Source organism: Labrenzia sp. OB1 (assembly GCF_001624695.1).
Classification (GTDB): domain Bacteria; phylum Pseudomonadota; class Alphaproteobacteria; order Rhizobiales; family Stappiaceae; genus Roseibium.
The window spans coordinates 49051-66937 of the sequence record NZ_JSEP01000001.1; the positions used below are offsets into that span (position 1 = coordinate 49051).

The 17887-nt window shown below is 60.7% G+C and carries 16 protein-coding genes; 2 read left to right on the top strand and 14 right to left on the bottom strand.

Translation table 11 applies throughout. From position 1 onward, the window contains the following. Positions 1-84 precede the first annotated feature (84 nt). Genes OA90_RS00260 through OA90_RS00325 form a run of 14 tightly spaced genes read right to left on the bottom strand, consistent with a single transcriptional unit; the run spans position 85 to position 15581 of the window. Positions 85-1107 (bottom strand): LacI family DNA-binding transcriptional regulator, encoded by a 1023-nt coding sequence (locus OA90_RS00260; protein ID WP_068405358.1) that lies wholly within the window; start codon positions 1105-1107, stop codon positions 85-87. Positions 1108-1112: 5 nt separating this feature from the next. Beyond that, the gene (locus tag OA90_RS00265; RefSeq protein ID WP_068405361.1) at positions 1113-2276 is read right to left on the bottom strand and encodes a dihydrodipicolinate synthase family protein; all 1164 of its coding nucleotides are present in this window, start codon (positions 2274-2276) and stop codon (positions 1113-1115) included. Between the two features lie 29 nt (positions 2277-2305). After that, entirely contained in the window at positions 2306-2620 is a 315-nt protein-coding gene (locus tag OA90_RS00270; RefSeq protein WP_068405364.1) for a Dabb family protein, read from the bottom strand. Next, positions 2617-4209, bottom strand: a complete 1593-nt coding sequence (locus OA90_RS00275; RefSeq protein WP_068405367.1) for a GMC family oxidoreductase N-terminal domain-containing protein — start codon at positions 4207-4209, stop codon at positions 2617-2619. The genes OA90_RS00270 and OA90_RS00275 overlap by 4 nt, the downstream gene beginning before the upstream one ends. 10 nt (positions 4210-4219) lie before the next feature. After that, a complete protein-coding gene (locus tag OA90_RS00280; protein WP_068405370.1) occupies positions 4220-4978 on the bottom strand; it encodes a 3-ketoacyl-ACP reductase in 759 nt (252 codons plus the stop codon). After that, complete coding sequence (locus tag OA90_RS00285) at positions 4975-6459, bottom strand: GMC family oxidoreductase (RefSeq protein WP_068405374.1); 1485 nt, start codon at positions 6457-6459, stop codon at positions 4975-4977. Before OA90_RS00285 ends, OA90_RS00280 begins: the two co-directional genes overlap by 4 nt. A gap of 3 nt (positions 6460-6462) precedes the next feature. Further along, entirely contained in the window at positions 6463-7572 is a 1110-nt protein-coding gene (gene ugpC / locus OA90_RS00290; RefSeq protein WP_068405377.1) for a sn-glycerol-3-phosphate ABC transporter ATP-binding protein UgpC, read from the bottom strand. A gap of 4 nt (positions 7573-7576) precedes the next feature. Further along, on the bottom strand, positions 7577-8449 hold the full coding sequence (locus tag OA90_RS00295; RefSeq protein WP_068405380.1) for a carbohydrate ABC transporter permease: 873 nt from the start codon (positions 8447-8449) through the stop codon (positions 7577-7579). Next, positions 8449-9354, bottom strand: a complete 906-nt coding sequence (locus tag OA90_RS00300; RefSeq protein ID WP_068405383.1) for a sugar ABC transporter permease — start codon at positions 9352-9354, stop codon at positions 8449-8451. The genes OA90_RS00295 and OA90_RS00300 overlap by 1 nt, the downstream gene beginning before the upstream one ends. A 58-nt stretch (positions 9355-9412) precedes the next feature. Continuing rightward, positions 9413-10660: an ABC transporter substrate-binding protein gene (locus OA90_RS00305; protein WP_068405386.1), complete on the bottom strand. Its 1248-nt coding sequence runs from the start codon at positions 10658-10660 to the stop codon at positions 9413-9415. A 46-nt stretch (positions 10661-10706) separates the two neighbouring features. Beyond that, on the bottom strand, positions 10707-12239 hold the full coding sequence (locus OA90_RS00310; protein WP_082836759.1) for an aldehyde dehydrogenase family protein: 1533 nt from the start codon (positions 12237-12239) through the stop codon (positions 10707-10709). A gap of 2 nt (positions 12240-12241) precedes the next feature. Further along, a complete protein-coding gene (locus OA90_RS00315) occupies positions 12242-13009 on the bottom strand; it encodes an enoyl-CoA hydratase/isomerase family protein (protein WP_068405390.1) in 768 nt (255 codons plus the stop codon). Next, the gene (locus OA90_RS00320; protein ID WP_068406520.1) at positions 13006-14577 is read right to left on the bottom strand and encodes a CoA-transferase; all 1572 of its coding nucleotides are present in this window, start codon (positions 14575-14577) and stop codon (positions 13006-13008) included. The genes OA90_RS00315 and OA90_RS00320 overlap by 4 nt, the downstream gene beginning before the upstream one ends. A gap of 5 nt (positions 14578-14582) precedes the next feature. After that, positions 14583-15581, bottom strand: a complete 999-nt coding sequence (locus OA90_RS00325; protein ID WP_068405393.1) for a Gfo/Idh/MocA family oxidoreductase — start codon at positions 15579-15581, stop codon at positions 14583-14585. Positions 15582-15913: 332 nt separating this feature from the next. Here OA90_RS00325 and OA90_RS00335 point away from each other — a divergent pair, with 332 nt between their 5' ends. After that, positions 15914-16459 carry a relaxase/mobilization nuclease domain-containing protein gene (locus OA90_RS00335; protein WP_156510333.1) on the top strand — a complete coding sequence of 182 codons (546 nt, stop codon included), beginning with the start codon at positions 15914-15916 and terminating at the stop codon, positions 16457-16459. Between the two features lie 726 nt (positions 16460-17185). After that, positions 17186-17749 (top strand): hypothetical protein, encoded by a 564-nt coding sequence (locus OA90_RS28435; protein ID WP_156510334.1) that lies wholly within the window; start codon positions 17186-17188, stop codon positions 17747-17749. Positions 17750-17887: the final 138 nt, after the last annotated feature.

Below are 17887 nucleotides of genomic sequence, written 5' to 3' on the forward strand. Positions count from 1 at the left end.
CTGGAATGAAGTCCTATGTTTTGACCACTACAAAAAGAACGCAACACATCCTCGACTAAACTCAAGCCGGTCTGATGTCCCATTTTATCTGACGACCGACAACGTCGAAAGACTGGATTGACGCGTGACGAGTTCGACGTCGTATCGCTTCCTGTCCGGCGGACGCTTTCCCTCGGTGATCCAGGCCAGCATGGCTTCGGCGGCATTGCGGCCGAAGGTCGCGGAATCGCACCTAACGGAACTGAGCCGGGGATAGGCGATCGAGCTTTCCTCGATGTCATCGAAGCCTACAATCTTGAAATCCCGGCCGGCCCGGATACCGGCTTCGGCGAAACCGCTGAGCATGCCGAGCGCGACCAGGTCGCTGAAACAGATTGCTGCCTCGATGTCACGATGTCTTTCCGCCAGATGCAGGGCGATGTCGCGGCCGAAGGCCCTGGAAGGACGTCCGTAAAAGACGGTTGGCACCAGCCCGTTCGCCTTCATGGCCTCGTCGTACCCGATCATGCGCTCCAGCGTGATCGGCCGATCCTGAATGCCGCCGACAAAGGCAATGTTTTTGGAACCAAGCCCGATCAGATGCTCGCCGGCCAACCGGCCTCCAGCCGCGTAGTCGTGGGAGGCAAAGGGAAACAGGTCTGTGCGTTCATCCACCTGTCTGAGAACCTGCATGGTCGGAATGCCGGCGCGCTCGATGCGATCAAACGGGCGGTCCTCGCCGCCATAGGTCGGAGACACCACAAAAGCGGAGACGCCATGTTCGATCATGCTGTCGATTACCCGCGCCTGGATGTCCGGATCCTCGTCGGTGTTGGCGATAACGGTGGAATAGCCCTGCCGGGCAAAACTCATCTGCGCGCTCGCCGCGAACTCGGTAAAGAAGGGGTTGCGCAGATCGTTGATGATCAGCCCGATCAGTCCTGACCCCGCGCCGCGCAGGCCGGCGGCCGAACGGTTGTAGACATAGCCGAGGTCGGCGATAGCCTTCATGACCTCGGTCCGAGTTGTTTCCTTGACCAGGGCGGAGTTCTGCAGGACCAGCGACACCGTGGATTTCGACACGCCCGCGCTGCGCGCCACATCCAGGATTGTCGGTCGTTTGCCCATGTGCCTCAGCCGATGCCATGCAGTTTCAGGAGTAACGTCATCCGCTCCGCGGCGACGTCCGGTTTTGACAGCAATCGGGATTTGTCCGCAAGCCTGAAAATTTCCGCATAGTGAGTGATTTCGCGCGAGGACTGAAACCCGCCCGGCATGATGAAGTGGCTCTGGGCGTCGTTGAGCCAGGCCAGAAACGCGATCCCGGCCTTGTAGAACCGGGTCGGTGCCTTGAAGATTTCCCGGCTCAGGGGAACAGTCGGCGCGAAAAGCGCATGATAGGTTTCCAGATCCCCCCGGGCCAGGGCTTCGAGGGCCTGGCTGGCCACCGGGGCAATCGCGGCAAAGGCGCCCAGAAGCGCATGGGAATAGCGGCTGCCGTCACCCTCGATCAGCTCGGCGTAATTGAAATCATCACCCGTATAGAGACGCACCCCTTCCGGCAGCCGTGCCCGGAAGCGTTCCTCATGGTCCTTGTCCAGCAGCGAGATCTTGATGCCGTCGACCCTGTCCCTGTGGGCGTCGATGATCGACAGCGCCACATCCGAAGCCCTGTCGACATCGCCTGATCCCCAGTACCCCGCCAGCGCGGGATCGAACATGTCCCCCAGCCAGTGCAGGATCACCGGTGCGGCCGCCTGGTCGAGCAGCCTGCCATAGACAAAGGCGTAGTCATCCGCACCAGCTCCGATCGCGGGAAAGGCACGCGACGCCATCAGGATCACCTGGCCGCCGGCGGCCTCGATCACTTCCATCTGTTCCGCATAGGCCCCAAGGATATCCGCGGTCGTACGGAGCTCGTCGAGGGTCTTGTGGTCGGTACCGGCACCGCAGGCCACACGCGGCTTCAACGGATGGGTCTTCGCCTCCGTCATGGTCCGCTGAATGAGTTCCCGCGCGGTCGGCCAGTCGACGCCCATGCCGCGCTGCGCCGTGTCCATGGCCTCCGCCAGGCCAAGTCCCTGGTCCCACAGCCAGTGCCGGAAGCGGAGCGTGTTGTCCCAATCGACCGCTGGCGTTCCTTCCCAGGGAGCGCGCTCGGCCAGGGGGTGGGAGACCACATGGGCCGCGGCAAACGCGGTTCTGGTAAGGGTGGTCCGTGGTGCCCGCGGGATCAGGGCCTCACCGGTCTGGGTATAGGGCTCCAGCCGGTTTTCGTATGTCGGAAGGGTCAGCATGATCTACTCCGGGATCTTGATATCGTTGCTCAGGCCGAGACGGGAATGTCGAGGACGAGAATGCCGTCGAGACCGCCGATGGCGTTTTCGACCAGCCTGCCTCCGAGCACCTTGTGGTCCGGGTGCTGCTGATAGCGCTCCAGCGCCTCCCAGTTCTCGAAATCCACGACAAAGCCGTGCATGTAACCGCGCTCGATTTTTTCCGGGCTTTCGCTGCGGCCCGAGACGATGCCGACAATGCCGGAAACATGCTTTTCGATTGCTCGCAGTTCTCCGAACAATGCGGCAATGGTTTCCTCGGAAACGTCTGGCTTGAACTTGATGAGAACGATATGGCGGATCATGTCCGGGCTCCGTGGTCTTCGCGGATCATGTCGGAGGCTTTTTCACCGATCATGATGGCCGCAGCATTGGTGTTGGATGAAATGACATTCGGCATGATGGAGGCATCGACCACACGCAGGCGCTCGATGCCGTTGAAGCGCAGGCGCGGATCGACCACGGCCTGTTTGTCGATGCCCATCCGGCAGGTGCCGACCGGGTGATGCGATGTCTTGGAATGCTCGCAGATGAAGCGAAAATAGTCGTCATCGGTCCTGACGTCCGGTCCGGGTAGGCGTTCGGCCTTGATGAAAGGTTTGAGCGGCGACTGTGCAAGGATTTCCTGCGTCAGCTTCAGTCCGCGAATCGACATCTGCCGGTCGCGCTGGTCTTCCAGATAGTTGGGGTCGATCAGCGGCTCGGCCGACGGGTCGGCGCTCCCGAGACGCACCGTGCCGCGGGAGCGCGGGCGCAGATAGCAGGAATTCAGGGTCACGCCGCCCTCGGGCATCGCCGCAACACCCGATTCAATTCCTGTGCCGAGGCCCAGGTGAAACTGCAGGTCGGGCGACCGGGCCTCGGGATCCGCGTACCAGAACCCGCCGGTTTCAAACAGGCTGGAAGCGACCGGCCCGCGCCGGGTGAAGAGATATTGAAGCCCCGCAATTACCGACATGTGCGGCTTGGCGTAGCGGTCGTAGGTGTGCGGGCCGCTCACCTCGCAAATGCAGTAGAGGTCGAGATGATCCTGCAGGTTGGCGCCGACGGACGGCTGGTCGAGAACCACGTCCAGGCCGAGGCCGCGCAGGTTGTCCGCGGGGCCGATCCCGGAGAGCTGCAGCAGCCTCGGTGACCCGATCGAGCCGCAGGACAAGATCACTTCCGTCGAGGCTGTCAGCCGCGTGCCGTCAACCAGTTCCACTCCTGCCGCCTTTCCGGCCTCGACCAAGATACGGTGCACATTCGCCCCTGTGCGCACTTCCAGGTTCGGACGGCCGCGGTTGGGCGCGAGATAGGCCATGGCCGCCGAGGATCGCCGGGCATTGCGCTGGGTCAGCTGGTAGTAGGCGGCCCCGTCCTGCTTCGCGCCGGTGACATCCTCGTTTTTTGGAATCCCAAGCACGGCTGCGGCCTCGAAATAGGCTTCGCAGATCGGCAAGGGCGCGCAGGGTTTCGACACGCCGAGCGGTCCGCCCTTGCCGTGAAAGCGGTTGTCATAGGTGTCGTTATCTTCGGCCTTTAAATAGTAAGGCAGCACGTTCTCGTAACCCCAGCCCTCACAGCCGAGCTGACGCCATTCATCATAGTCGAGCGGATTGCCGCGTGTGTAGATCTGGGCATTGATCGCCGAACCGCCGCCGATCACCCTGGCCTGGGTGTATCGGAAGACCCGGTCGTTCATGTGCCTTTGCGGCACCGTGTGCCAGCCCCAGGACCCGATGCCCTTAGTCATCTTCGCGAAACCGGCGGGCAGGTGATAGAACGGGTGCCGGTCGCGCCCGCCCGCTTCCAGCAGCAAAACCTTGATGTCTGGATTTTCGGTCAGGCGGGCCGCCACGACAGAGCCGGCGCTGCCGCCACCGATGATGATGAAATCGTAGCCTTTTTCCATGTCTGCTCTCTCAAAGACGCGAGATCGAAAGACCGCCGTCCACGGCAATCGAGGATCCGGTCGCGAAGGCCATTTGGCCATTTGCCAGAGGCACGACCGTCGACCCGATATCTGCGGGCAAGCCCCAGCGCGCCGCGGGCACCAGCCCGTCCTCTATGCGTGCGGTGTATTTGTCCTTCACACCCGCCGTCATGCCGGTCTCGATGATCCCCGGCCGCAATTCGAACACGCCGATACCGTGTGGCGCCAGCCGCACGGCGAACAGGTCCGCCATCATCGAGGCCCCGGCCTTGGAGATGCAGTATTCGGAGCGCTCGATGGACACCATCGACGTGCTGACCGACGTGATGAAGACGATCGAGCGATAGCCCTCATCCGGTTGCCCGAGCATGCGCCGGGCCGTCTCCTGCGCCAGGAAAAACGCGCCCCTCAGGTTGACCCCCAGCACGAAGTCAAAGTTCTCGGGCTTAAGGTCGAGCATGTCGCCGCGCACCATTGCCGGAACACCCGCGTTCGATACCAGGGTCGACACGGCGCCAAAATGCGCCTCCACACTATCCAGCAAGTTCGCGTGACAGTGTATGTCCTGCAGGTCGTGGGAGAAAAACGCGGCGTTGTCCCCCAGGCGCTCCAGGGCTTCGGACACCTCCGCTGCGTCCGCCTTGCTGCGTGACGCAAGCGCGACCTTGTAGCCCGCCACGACGAGGGCTTCGGCGATACCGAGCCCGATACCTTTCTGTCCGCCGGTTACGAGTGCGATTTTGCTCATGCCAAGAATTCCCGTTTGATGGTTTCCGCAGCGCGCAGGGACAGGGCTGCGACGGTAAGAGCTGGATTGACGGCTGCTGACGTGGGAAGTGAGCCCGCATCGCAGACATAGAGGTTGGGATGGTCCCAGGTCCGGCATTCCGGAGTGAGAACAGAGGTTGACGGCTCGTTTCCCAGTCGCACGGTGCCGCATTGATGGGATGGCACGCGACCATCGAAGAGACGCGTCAGCACCAGCGGAAAACCGGCCTTGCGCAGTGTCTTCCGGGTCTTTGCGACGAGCTTGTTGTGGGCCGTCATGTTGGAGCGGCGCCAGATCAGCTGAACCTTGCCCTCCTTCAGGACAACCCGGCTTTCCGGATCGGGCAGATCCTCGGAAATCAGGTAGAGGTCGAGCGCGTGACCCGATATCCAGTTTGCCGCGAACCGCGGCAATCGCGGAACCTGGATCTTCAGGATATCCGGCGTGACACGGCCCAGGAGCTGGACATTGCCGAGCGGCATGCCGTCCTTTCCGTCATCCAGGTACCACTCGTTGATGCCGAAGGTTTTCTGGTAGACGGAAGTGTTGCGGAAGCGCGGATCGATGGCGATCATCGCCGTCGCGTTGTGGTTCATGAAGCAGCGGCCGACATAATCGGAGCTGTTGGCAACGCCGGAGCGCAGCAGCAGCGCCGCGGACTGAACAGCCCCCGCGCATAGCGCCACCACGCCCGGCGTGAGAGTGATTTCCTCGCCGTCTTTCTCGTAGCTGACTTCCTCGATACGGTCGGACTTGCAGCCCTTCCGAAGCCTTGTGACCTCAGCGCCGGTGACGAGCGTGACATTGTCATGGGAAAGGGCCGCCTCAAGGGGACAGGTTTCCGCATCCATCTTGCCGCAGCGCAGGTCCGGATAGCCGTCCCAGCCGGTGGGCCCGGCCTCCAGCCAGCGATCGATATCGACGCCGAGCGGCAGACTGAAGGGCCTCACGCCGACCTGTTCCAGACGCCGTCTGGCAAACCGGATGGACTCCTCGTCCGGCACGGGCGGAAACAGATACGGCCTGCCATGCTGCGGTTCGGTGGAGTCGGAAGCGGCATCCCCGCGCACCTGAAACAGGTGTTCCGCGGCATCGTACCAAGGGGCCAGCTCTTCGTAACCGAAAGGCCAGGGGGGCGAAACACCGTCAAAATGCTCCAGCGCCGCAAAATCCTCTTTCCGGAAGCGGATCAAAACCGCGCCATAGAGTTTCGAATTGCCGCCAACATTGTAGTAGTTGCCCGGCTCGAACGGCGCACCTTCCCCATCAAGCCAGGTCTCGTTCGAGCGGAACGCGCTGTTGGTATAGATGCGCCAGGGGTCGCGCGCAGGCGCATCGTCCGGGATGCGCTCTCCCCGCTCCAGTATGGTGATGCGCGCACCGGACGGCGCGAGGCCGGCGGCGAGCGTCGCACCGCCCATGCCGCTGCCGACAATCACGATGTCCGGTGTGTTCGTCATGGATCAGGCAATCCTGTTTTCTGTCTGCGGATCGAAGGCCACGGCCTTTTCCATGTTGAAGGCGAACGGGAACACGTCCCCCGCGCGCACATTGACATCGGCGCGGAACCTGCCGGTCACATCCTTGCCCCCGATCTGACTGACGACAAACGTGTCAGAGCCGGCAGGTTCGGTCACCTCGACAGGCGCTTCGACCATATGCACCGCCGCGGAATTGCGGTCTGCCCCGTCCCTGTCGGTAATCGCTTCCGGGCGGATGCCCAGCACGATGTCACGGCCGACGCTGGAGGAAAGGGTTTCAGCGGCAAAGGGAACCGTGGCGGACTTGCCGTCCGCGAGCCACATCTCGGCTGCCGGCCGGCCGTCTACGGAAACAACCTTTGCAGGAAAGAGGTTCATCGACGGCGAGCCCATGAAACCGGCTACGAACATGTTTGCCGGATTGTCATAGATTTCCTTCGGTGTGCCGAGCTGCTGGACATATCCTCCGAACATGACGGCGATCCGCGTCGACAGGGTCAATGCCTCGATCTGGTCATGGGTCACGTAGACGATGGTCGTGCCGAGCTTCTGGTGCAGCTTCTTGATCTCTGTGCGCATGTCGACACGAAGCTTGGCGTCAAGGTTCGACAGGGGTTCGTCGAACAGGAACACATCCGGCTCGCGCACCAGGGCGCGGCCCATGGCAACGCGCTGGCGCTGGCCGCCTGAAAGCTGTCCCGGCTTGCGGTCAAGCAAATGACTGATTTGCAGGAGGTCGGACACCTGGCCGATACGTTTTTTGCGCTCCGGCTTGGCGATCCCGTGCATTTCCATGCCGAAGGAGATGTTTCCGGCAACGCTCATGTTCGGATAGAGCGCGTAGGACTGGAACACCATGGCGATGTTCCGGTCCGCCGGCCTGACCCCGTTCATGCTTCTGCCACGAACGGCGATCTCCCCGGAGGTGATGTCCTCCAGCCCGGCAATCATGTTGAGCAGCGTGGACTTGCCGCAACCCGAAGGACCGACCAGAACGAGGAACTCGCCTTCTTCGATGGAGATATCGGTCTCGTGCAGGACTTTCAGGGATCCGTACGATTTTGTGGCTTGTTTGATATCCAGGAAGCCCATGATCTTATCCTTTCACTGAGCCGGCCATCAGGCCACGGACGAAGTAGCGTCCGGCGACGATGTAGACGAACAGCGTCGGCAGCGCGGCCATGATCGCACCGGCGAAATGGACGTTGTATTCCTTCACGCCGGTCGAGGACTGCACCAGGTTGTTGAGTGCGACCGTCATCGGCTGGCTGCTGAAATCGGAGAAGGACGCCCCGAACAGGAAGTCGTTCCAGATGTTGGTGAACTGCCAGATGATGCAGACCACCGCGATCGGTCCCGACGACGGCAGAAGGATCCGCAAGAAGATCCTGAAGAAACCGGCCCCGTCGATCTGCGCAGCCCTGACCAGTTCGGTCGGGAATGCAGCATAGTAGTTGCGGAAGTAGAGCGTCGAGAAGCCTATGCCGTAGACAAAATGTACGAAGACCAAACCGGCGACAGACCCTGCAAGCCCCATCAGGCCCAGCATGCGCGCCATCGGGATCAGCACCATCTGGAACGGAATGAAACAGCCGAACAGCAGCAGGCCGAAGACAATGGTCGAGCCCCGGAACGTCCACTTGGTCAGGACATAGCCGTTGAGCGCACCTACAAGCGTCGACAGGGCGACCGCCGGAACGACCATCACGATCGAGTTGAGGAAATAGGGTCTCAGGCCCGTTGCCTCGACGCCGACCTGGGCGCTCGACCAGGCGCTCAGCCAGGGGGCGAACGTCCAGTCCCGCGGCAGCGACATCATCCCGCCCGCGGTGATTTCCGACAGGGGTTTCAGGGAATTGACCAGCATCACGTAGAGCGGCAGAAGATAGTAGATGCAGAACAGTCCAAGCACCGCATAGAGAACGATCCGGCCGAAACTTGAGGCCCGTGAATTCGAAGCCGTCACCATCACTTTTTCTCCCGCAGTTCCGACCAGAGGTAAGGAACGATAATCGCTGCGATGGTCATGAGCATGATCACCGCGGAGGCGGCGCCGATGCCCATCTGGTTCCGGGTAAAGGTGTAGGAGTACATGAAGGTTGCCGGGAGTTCGGTCGCCGTGCCCGGCCCGCCTCCGGTCAATGCGATGACCAGGTCGTAGGACTTGATCGCCATGTGGGCGAGCACCACGAATGCGGACATGAAGGCCGGTCGCAGCTGGGGGATCACAATCCGCCGGTAGAGCGCGAAGGTCGAGGCGCCGTCGATCTGGGCCGCCTTCATCATCTCGCCGTCAATGCCGCGCAAACCGGCCAGGAACATGGCCATCACGAAACCGGAAGTCTGCCAGACCGCGGCGATCACGATCGTGTAGATCGCCATCTCGCGGTCCTTGATCCAGTTGAACTTGAAATCCGTCCAACCCCACCCCTGAACCACGGCCTCGATCCCGATGCCAGGATCCAGGAACCATTTCCAGGCCACCCCGGTGACGATAAAGCTGAGCGCCATCGGATAAAGATAGATGGTCCGGATGAACCCCTCAGCGCGTATGCGCTGGTCGAGCAGGATCGCAAGAAGAAGCCCCAGTGCGCAGCAGATGGCGATATAGAGCACGCCGAAGACGACCAGGTTGGAAACGGCTGTGTCCCAGGCCCGTATCCGGAACAGGTTGTCGTAATTGTGCCAGCCGACCCATCCGAAACTGGGCAGGATCCGGCTGTCGGTAAAGGACAGGTAGAGCGTGAAGAATATGAAGCCGTAGACGAAGATCGCCACGATGGCGACGGACGGACTCAACACGAGCCTGGGCAACGCATCACGCAGTCTGTCACCAACGGAACCACGCGGGTTCGCCTTTTCAGAAAAAGACATTGTCAATCCCCGACCCTTGTTCGAGAGCGGTGACGTGTCACCGCTCTCCAGGGCAAGTTTATTTGTTGATTTGCACCGCGGTCACGAGTTCCTCGACAGCGGTCTCGCTGTCATACTCGCCGTTGAAATGAGCGGTGATGACGTCATACATCGCGTTTTTCACTGCGGCCGGGTTGGCATGGCCATGGGCCATGGAGCCATAGAGATTGCCGCTTGCGGCCGCTTTCTTCAGATCCGCCATGCCCTTCTTGCCACAGGCATCGAAGGCTTCGTCGGAAACATCGGTACGCGCCGGAACAGAGCCCTTGACCACATTGAAGGCGGACTGGAAGCTGGGCGACAGGATTGCGGTCGCAAGCGCGGCCTGTTCCTTGCCGACTTCCGCCCCTTGCGCGAACATCGCGAACTGATCGGCGTTGAAGGTCACCTGGTCCTGGCTGCCGGGGAAGCGGAAACACAGGAAGTCCTCGCCCGGCTTCTTGCCGGCATTGAGGAATTCGCCCTTGGCCCAGTCGCCCATCATCTGGAAGGCGGCGTCGCCGTTGATGACCATGGCGGTCGCCAGATTCCAGTCGCGGCCGGAGAAGTTGTCATCCACATAGGAGCGAACCACGGCCATCCGGTCGAAGGTTTCCTTCATGGTGTCCGAGCCGAGCGTTTCCTCATCGAGATCGATGAACGCCTTCTTGTAGAACTCAGGACCGCCGGTCGACATCGCCACGGCATCAAACACCGTCGCATCCTGCCAGGCCTGACCGCCATGGGCGATCGCGGTCTTGCCGGAGGCTTTCACCTTCTCCAGTGCCGCGACGAATTCGTCCCAGTTGGTCGGGACGGCAATGCCGAGTTCATCGAGCACAGCCTTGTTCGCCCAGACCCAGTTGGTGGAATGCACGTTGACCGGCGCGGATACCCACTTGCCGTCGTATTTGGCAAAGGACTGAAGGGCTTCGGGAACAACATCGTCCCAGCCTTCCAGGCTGGCCTGAATGTTCAGGTTGGCGAGCGCGCCTTCCTTGGCCCAGTCAATAATGTCGAAGCCAAGCATCTGCACCGCGGTTGGCGGATTGCCGGACGTGACGCGGGCGCGCAGAACGGTCATGGCCTGGGAACCGCCGCCACCGGCAACCGGCATGTCCTGCCAGCCGATGCCCTGGCTTTCCAGATCTTCCTTCAGAACGTTGAGAGCCGCAGCCTCGCCACCGGATGTCCACCAGTGCAGGACCTCGACGTCTTCTGCCTTTACCGCTGAGCCTGCCGCAAGAAGCGCGGTGGCCGCTGTTATCATGGTCGTGTACTTACGCATAGATTTCCTCCCTAGGTGCGTATATTCGTCCTTCCAGTCCGCGGGTTCACTCCACCCCCGGGTCGACCCAAGGCGCGCGCGTGCGGCCGATCCGCATCGTCACGGTCTTCGCCTCGAGAAACTCCTCCAGTCCGTATGTGCCCAGTTCCCGGCCCTGGCCGCTTTCCTTGACGCCGCCGAAGGGCAATTCGGCGAAGCCGTCCATCCAGGTGTTGGTCCACACGGTTCCGGCCTGCGCGCGCCGCGCGAATTCCAGGCATGTATGGACATTCTCGCTCCAGACCCCGGCCGAGAGACCGTAATCGGCGTCGTTAACCTTCTCGATCGCCTCTTCCAGCGTCCTGAAGGTCAGCACCGTCAGCACCGGGCCAAACACTTCCTCACGGGCAATCGGCATCTCACCCTTGACGTTGGCAATCACTGTCGGCTGGTAGAACTGGCCGGCAAGGCCCGGAACCTCCAGGGCAGCGCCACCAAGCCGCACCTGCGCCCCGGCTTTCGCGGCGTCCTGGACATAAGCGTCGATTTTTTGCTGGTGGCCTGGCGTGATGATCGCTCCGACCTTGGTCGACGGGTCCAGCGGATCGCCAAAGGGGACCTTGCGCGACACTTCTACCGTGCGCGCAATGAAGTCCTCGGCGATGTCCTCGTGCACAATAATCCTGGAGCCGGAGTTGCAGCATTCACCGGCGTTGAAATAGACCCCGAACACGACGGCATCGACCGCGCTGTCGAGATCCGCGTCCGGAAAGATGACCTGCGGATTTTTGCCCCCGAGTTCGAGCGACACCTTCTTCAGGGTCCCGGACGCCGCCTTGACAATGGCCTTGCCGACGCCCGTCGAGCCCGTGAAGGTCACCATGTCGACACGCTTGTCGGTCGTCATGGCCGTTCCCACCGGATCGCCGTATCCGAGCACGATATTCACCACACCGGCCGGCAGGCCCGCCTCGATCAGCAGCTCGCCCAGAACGACAGTGGTGGCCGGGGTCATTTCCGAGGGCTTGATCACCGCGGTACAGCCGGTGGCAAGCGCGAAGGGCAATTTCTGGGAAACGATCAGGAACGGAAAGTTCCAGGGCGTGATGATGGACACCACGCCGACCGGTTCCTTCAGGACCAGGCCGAGAAAGTCGTTGCCGAGCGAATTGTAGCTTTCGCCATGCAGGGTCCGGGCAAGGGATGCGGCATAGCGCCAGAGGTCAGCCGCCCCTTCGATTTCCGCCCGTGCCTGGCTGATCGGCTTCCCGGACTCCAGCGTCTCCAGAAGCGCGATGCGTTCCCGGTCTCGATCGACAAGGTCGGCGACCCTGAGGAGGATCGTGGCCCGGTCCTTGCCGCTGGTCGATGACCAGCCCCCCTTGTCAAAGGCCAGCCTCGCTGCGGAAATAGCCGCATCGACGTCCCGCGTGCCGCCCCTGCTTGCCCGCGTAACCAGGCTTGCATGCGACGGCGACACCCGGTCGAACGTCTCGCCGTCCGCACTTTCGCGCCAGCTCCCGTCGATCAGGTGACAGGCGATGAAAGGCTCGCTCGGGATCTTTGCTTCGCTGATCGAAACAACGTTCAGGTCGCTCATGGTCATTTTCCAGGAAAGTTCGGTTTGCGTTTTTCACGGAAGGCGGTCACGCCTTCCTCTCGATCCTTCGTCGGCCCGATCATGCCCGCGCCAAGCGCTTCGATCATGGCGCCGCGGTCTTCTTCGACAGCTGCGTGGATCATGTATTTTGCGACTTCGATAGCGCAGGACGACCTGGTCGCCTGCTCCTCCGCGATCTCGAAGGCCCTCGCCCTTGGATCTTCCACGATCTCCGCTGCGAACCCCGCCGCGTGTGCCCGTTCAGCCGATATCCGGCGGCCGAAAAGGGCCATTTCCTTGACAAGCGGCTCACCGAGCAGCCGGATCAGCCGTTGGGTTCCCGACCAGCCGGGCACGATCCCGACCGCAGCCTCCGGCAAGGCAAGCGTTGTCCCGGGTGACATGATCCTGAGGTCCGTTGCGCCGGCGAACTCCAGCCCGCCACCGAAGGCATGACCGTTCATCGCCGTGATCGTCGGTTTGGCAAGGCGTGCAAGGCGGTCAAAGATCCGGTGACCGTAGCGCACCCAGTTGCGGGCGAATTCCCGGGGGGCGAGCTCGGACCACGCGAGAATGTCGGCGCCCGCGCAGAAGGCACGGCTGTCTTCCGCGCTGACGACCACGGCACGGATGCCGTCATCCCGCTCGATCTCAACACAATGGGGCTCCACCGCTTCGAGCATCTCGAGCGTGAAGGCGTTCAGCTTCGAGGGATTGTCGAGCCGCAGTTCGGCGACATTTCCGTGACGGACAAGGTGCAGCGCGCTCACAATGACAACTCCATGGCACCCTCGCGCAGCAGCTCCGTCGGCATCGCCCGCAGATCCTTCGCCAGCTTCACCCGCCCCATGGACGCGTCGACAATGTCCTTTTGTGCGTCGATCCCCGGCATGATTTCCGTTGCCGTCAAACCGTTCCCGGTCAGCTCGATGACGCACCGCTCGGTGACATAGAGCACCTCCTGCCCCAGCTCCCGGGCCCGGCGTCCGGAGAAGGTGACGTGTTCGACCTCGTCGACCATCTTGGTGAACTTGCCCGGCGACTTCACCTTCAGGGCATCCGGCGTCAGGTGAATGTCGGCCCCGGCTGCGAACAGACCGGAAAAGACGATCTTGCGGGCATTCGCGGTGATGTCGACGAAGCCGCCGCAGCCCGCGGTCAGGTAGGGTTTCTTGCCGAGCTTGGAGACATTGACATTGCCTTCAAGGTCGACCTCGAGGAATGACAGGAAGGAGACATCGAAGCCGCCTCCCTGAAAATAGGTGAACTGCTGCGGCGACGGCATGAAGGCATCGGCGTTGGAGGCGCAGCCGAAGGCAAAGCCTGTCAGCGGCATGCCGCCCGTCGCCCCCTGCTCAATCGCCCAGGTGACGGCCTGTTCCTGGCCGGCTTCAAGAAGCACACGGGGTACGATCGCGGAAATGCCGAAACCGAGATTGGCGGTCTGGCCGATGCGCAGCTCCATGGCCGCCCGTCTTGCGACAACCTTTTCAACACTGTGCTCCGCCAGCGAGAAACTGTTCCAGGGCCGCATGATTTCGCCGGAAATAGCGGGATCATAGTCGGTTTCCGTCGTCTGGCGCTGGTCGGGATCAACGACGATCAGATCGACCAGATGGCCGGGAATGCGCACGTCATGCGGGCGCAAGGATCCCGAAGCAGTAACCCGCTTGACCTGGGCGATGACCAGACCGCCGTGGTTGCGCACGGCAATGGCCTGCTCCAGACCTCCGAGATAGGCGCCTTCATGCTCGTAGGTGAGATTGCCGCCTTCATCCGCCGTTGTCGCCCGGACGATGGCGACATCCGGCACTATGTTCGGAAAATGCAGCCAGGTCTCGCCGGCAAAATCCTGGCGGGTTACGATCGGCCTGGCGGCCGCCGCCTCGTTCATTGCGCAGCCCTCGCGGATCGGATCGACAAACGTATCCAGACCGACCTTGGTCATCACGCCCGGGCGCCGTGCCGCGGTGTCCCGATGCATGTCGAACAGGATGCCGGATGGCACGTTGTAGGCGGCCACACGGTTGTCGACGAGCATGCGCCAGATTTCGGGCATCGGCAGCGAGGAGGGGCCTGACGGATAGGACCCGGCGATGATGGTCGACAGCAACCCGTCCTTGGCCAGATGGTCGATGCCCTTGATGCCGTACATGTCGCCGGCTGCGATCGGATGAAGTGTCGTGAGGTTCCTCGGGTGCCCTTCCCTGTCGAACCTGTCGCCGATGGCTTTCAGGATCCTGTCGGGGCACCCGAGGCCGGAGGAAGAAGAAACCGTGACGACCGCGCCGTCCGCGATCCGGCCGGCGGCTTCCTTCATGGATACGATTTTGGACACCATGGTCAGAAGCCTCCGTAATCGACGGCGACGGCCCGGCCGGACCGGGCGGCCTCGCGCACGGCCAACGCAATCGCGAGCGACTTGACCCCGTCGACGCCGTCCGCTGCCGGAGGGCCACTGCCCTGCACCGCATATTTGAAGAGACCAAGCGCGTATTCATAGAGATTGTGCGTTTCGAACGGGACCGCGTGTTCACCGTCGGCATCGACAACAACGACCTCGCCGACCGGCTCCTGGGTCATCACATTGCGGGCGAATACCGATCCTTTGGTGCCGTGGAATTCAATGCCCGTGCCGGCAAAGGGGTGGGTGAAGCTTTCATGGCTCTCGACCATGGCGCCAGACGGCATCGACCAGACCGACATGACGCTGTCTTCAACCCCCTGCCCCAGTCCGGACGCGGCCGCCTTCGCAACCACTTCCAAAGGATCTTCGCCCAGGTGAAAGCGGACGGTATCCGCATCATGCACCGTGATATCGGCAATGACGCCACCGCCGGCAGCAGCATCGTTGATCCGCCAGCCCCTCAAGGCTTCCGGCAGGTTCACGGCGTGAAAGACCCGCGCGCTCAGGACCTTGCCGATGCGGCCGGACCTGATCATGTCGCGAATGGCCAGATGCGACCCGGCATTGCGCAGATGGTGATTGGTCGCGAAGACGACACCCTTGTCCTTCGCAGCCCGGACCATCTCGCAGGCCTCGCCCAATGTCATAGCAAGCGGCTTTTCACAAAGAACATGCTTGCCAGCCGCAATGGACGCCAAGGCCTGCGCATGGTGTTTTTCGTTGGTCGTGGAGATATAGACCGCGTCGACGCCGTCGTCCTCGAGCAGTTCGCCCAGATCGGAGACACTCCGATCGATGCCGTGCTCGCGGGCAAACCTCTCACCGCGGACAGCATCCGAACTGAGCACCGACCGGATGGCACCGTCCTGCGCCCGGAGAGCGTCAATCATGTAGCTCGAGGCAATCCGACTCGCACCTATCAGAGCCCAACGCATTCTACTTCCCCATCAAGATTTCATTTTTGGATCGTTCCAATTTATAAATACTAATAATTGGATCGTTCCAAATTTGTCAAGACACGGTTGTTCCGAAAATTTCGCGACAGGCCCCATACGGGCTTCGCCGGATTTCATGGAATGGTGCGCCGATGATCACAAGGCGGCCAACCTGCCGACCTTTGTTGCCTTTGACGGTGACAATCCGGCGGCCGCCGCCAGGGCTGTTCGCGAAAAGCTCCCGGCCGCGAACTTTCTGATCGCGGCTGACGACGATCATCACTTGCCACACAGAACCCCGCCCCTGCCGAATAATACCAAAGAACGTTATTGTGACCCATCTGACCGGTTTTGAAGGATGTTCGCCGCACGCAGGGCCAGATCAAAGCGAAGGTTGCAAGGCTCAGACCATGATCGCCAAGAAAACCGCACTGAAGCGTTCCTCGGGCGCAAAAGCGCTGGCGAAGTATATTGCCGCGGCCAAGGAGAAGGGCGAAAAGCTCGATCAGTTTTGGCTGTCCAACTGCAAGGCCGGTGATCGCCTTGAGGCCCTCGACACGGCCATCGCGGAGGTCCGCGCGACGCAAGGCATGAACCAGCGCAGCAAAGCGGATCCAAACTACCACCTCGTTGTCTCCTTCGCCGAGGGCGAAAAGCCGGACACGGATGTCCTGAAAGACATTGAATTGGAGTTCGCCAAAGCCCTGGGCCTGGAAGATCATCAGCGTGTGGTTGGGACGCATACCAACACCGAGAATTTCCACATGCACATCCAGTTCAATCTCCTCCACCCGGAAATCTTCCGGATGCACACGCTAACTCGGCTCCTGGGTCACTTTCGGCACTTCCCCGGGTCCCCAGCTTTTTCCTTAAAATAAAGCGTTGAGTCCGCGAGGGAACTTGTGCGGTTCGCGGGCGGGCTGTCGCCAAGTGGCTTGTTAAATATTCGCATATCGGTAGCTTGGTGGTGCAACCGGAAGAAGGCGTTCCGGGGGCAAGGTAACGAAGCAGATCCGGCAAGTTGGTGCCGGGAAGAAGGTCACTTGGCAGGTGTCTCTTCAAGGGCGAACAGGTGTTGGGCAAACTCTCTTCAAACGAGATGAAAACGCCGGGCGATGCGGCGGGCAGGCAATCTGCGGGCCGGAAGGCGGCCGGTGATGCGGACGCGCGTGAACCTGCGAGGACCAGCGTGAAACTCCGGCTGGTGGATGGCACGGAGGGGGATTGGCGGGCGGGGATTCATCTGGCGCGTGTGGCGAACGGGTGCACGATATTCAAGGACATTCCGTTTTCCGAAAAAAGGCCAAGGCGATGTACGCCAAGGCCGTGGCGTAGCCGGAGCGGTTCGGGCTGATCTATGCGGTGCCGGGTGGCGACGCGCCGCTGGCCGAGGACGGTCTTCTGGGTTTTGCCTCGGTCAATGCGGGCGAGCATTTCCTGAGTACCGGCACGTTGATCGCGAGGGCTACGAGAAACTCAAGACAGTTGCGGGATAGTAATAGTTTTTACCTGCCGGAGTAAGAAAAGTGGGACCCAGTCATAAAGAGTATGAATATCTAAAAAAAAGAAATGAATTTCTCTTAAAATATATTATCGGATCGGTAATGGAAAGCTCAGAACTACACAGAAAATGGACCGAGAAATATTCAAGATTTTCTAAAATATATATACCTTTGTTCGTTGTCACCACCTACGCTTTGCCGATATTTTTGTCGAAAGATATTTTAGGGAAGTTTTCTTCTTCAGTAGTTTCTTCGTTTCCTTTGGCTCTACAAAGGTACCAATCTTTGCTGGAGATGGGGGGGCTTGTTTCTTTCTGGTACATTTTATCACTAGTGATGTTACTGCCATCAGTTGTCATTATCTCTTGTATCTATGCAAAGACATATTATTCATTTTGGAGAGAAAGTAAAATAGTAGGAAAAATTGAATTAAAGCAGGTTTTTGGCTCCTCTCTATACGTGACCATATTGTGCGGTGCATTTTATTTTCTATTATTTGTGCCGTTGCCGCTTGGTGAGAAGGCAAGCCTTCCATTTTTACAGATTTTGTTTGGTCCAGCTTTTCCAGTGTTGGCTTCAGGCATCTCTGTGATGCTCCCAATGGCAGCGGTCCCATTTCTAGCGACATTGATCAGGTTTTTTGTGAGGCAAAATGGCGGACATTAGAATTGTTGGTGCGTACGATTGGACAGTTAAAGATGTGACTGTTGCATTCGTTGGAGTCACGCATAATGCCACCCTCGATGCCGGCGTTTCGGCTGGACTTTCAAAAGCTGCGGCCGCGCGCCTGAGTGCCGCAGGGGC

Excerpts from the sequence above, each read along its gene's own strand:
- ugpC (WP_068405377.1), bottom strand. The coding sequence starts at position 7,572 with ATGGGCTTCCTGGATATCAAACAAGCCACAAAATCGTACGGATCCCTG.
- OA90_RS00300 (WP_068405383.1), bottom strand. The coding sequence starts at position 9,354 with ATGTCTTTTTCTGAAAAGGCGAACCCGCGTGGTTCCGTTGGTGACAGA.
- OA90_RS28435 (WP_156510334.1), top strand. The coding sequence starts at position 17,186 with ATGGAAAGCTCAGAACTACACAGAAAATGGACCGAGAAATATTCAAGA.
- OA90_RS00270 (WP_068405364.1), bottom strand. The coding sequence starts at position 2,620 with ATGATCCGCCATATCGTTCTCATCAAGTTCAAGCCAGACGTTTCCGAG.
- OA90_RS00280 (WP_068405370.1), bottom strand. The coding sequence starts at position 4,978 with ATGAGCAAAATCGCACTCGTAACCGGCGGACAGAAAGGTATCGGGCTC.
- OA90_RS00305 (WP_068405386.1), bottom strand. The coding sequence starts at position 10,660 with ATGCGTAAGTACACGACCATGATAACAGCGGCCACCGCGCTTCTTGCG.
- OA90_RS00285 (WP_068405374.1), bottom strand. The coding sequence starts at position 6,459 with ATGACGAACACACCGGACATCGTGATTGTCGGCAGCGGCATGGGCGGT.
- OA90_RS00265 (WP_068405361.1), bottom strand. The coding sequence starts at position 2,276 with ATGCTGACCCTTCCGACATACGAAAACCGGCTGGAGCCCTATACCCAG.
- OA90_RS00295 (WP_068405380.1), bottom strand. The coding sequence starts at position 8,449 with ATGGTGACGGCTTCGAATTCACGGGCCTCAAGTTTCGGCCGGATCGTT.
- OA90_RS00275 (WP_068405367.1), bottom strand. The coding sequence starts at position 4,209 with ATGGAAAAAGGCTACGATTTCATCATCATCGGTGGCGGCAGCGCCGGC.
- OA90_RS00260 (WP_068405358.1), bottom strand. The coding sequence starts at position 1,107 with ATGGGCAAACGACCGACAATCCTGGATGTGGCGCGCAGCGCGGGCGTG.
- OA90_RS00310 (WP_082836759.1), bottom strand. The coding sequence starts at position 12,239 with ATGAGCGACCTGAACGTTGTTTCGATCAGCGAAGCAAAGATCCCGAGC.
- OA90_RS00325 (WP_068405393.1), bottom strand. The coding sequence starts at position 15,581 with ATGCGTTGGGCTCTGATAGGTGCGAGTCGGATTGCCTCGAGCTACATG.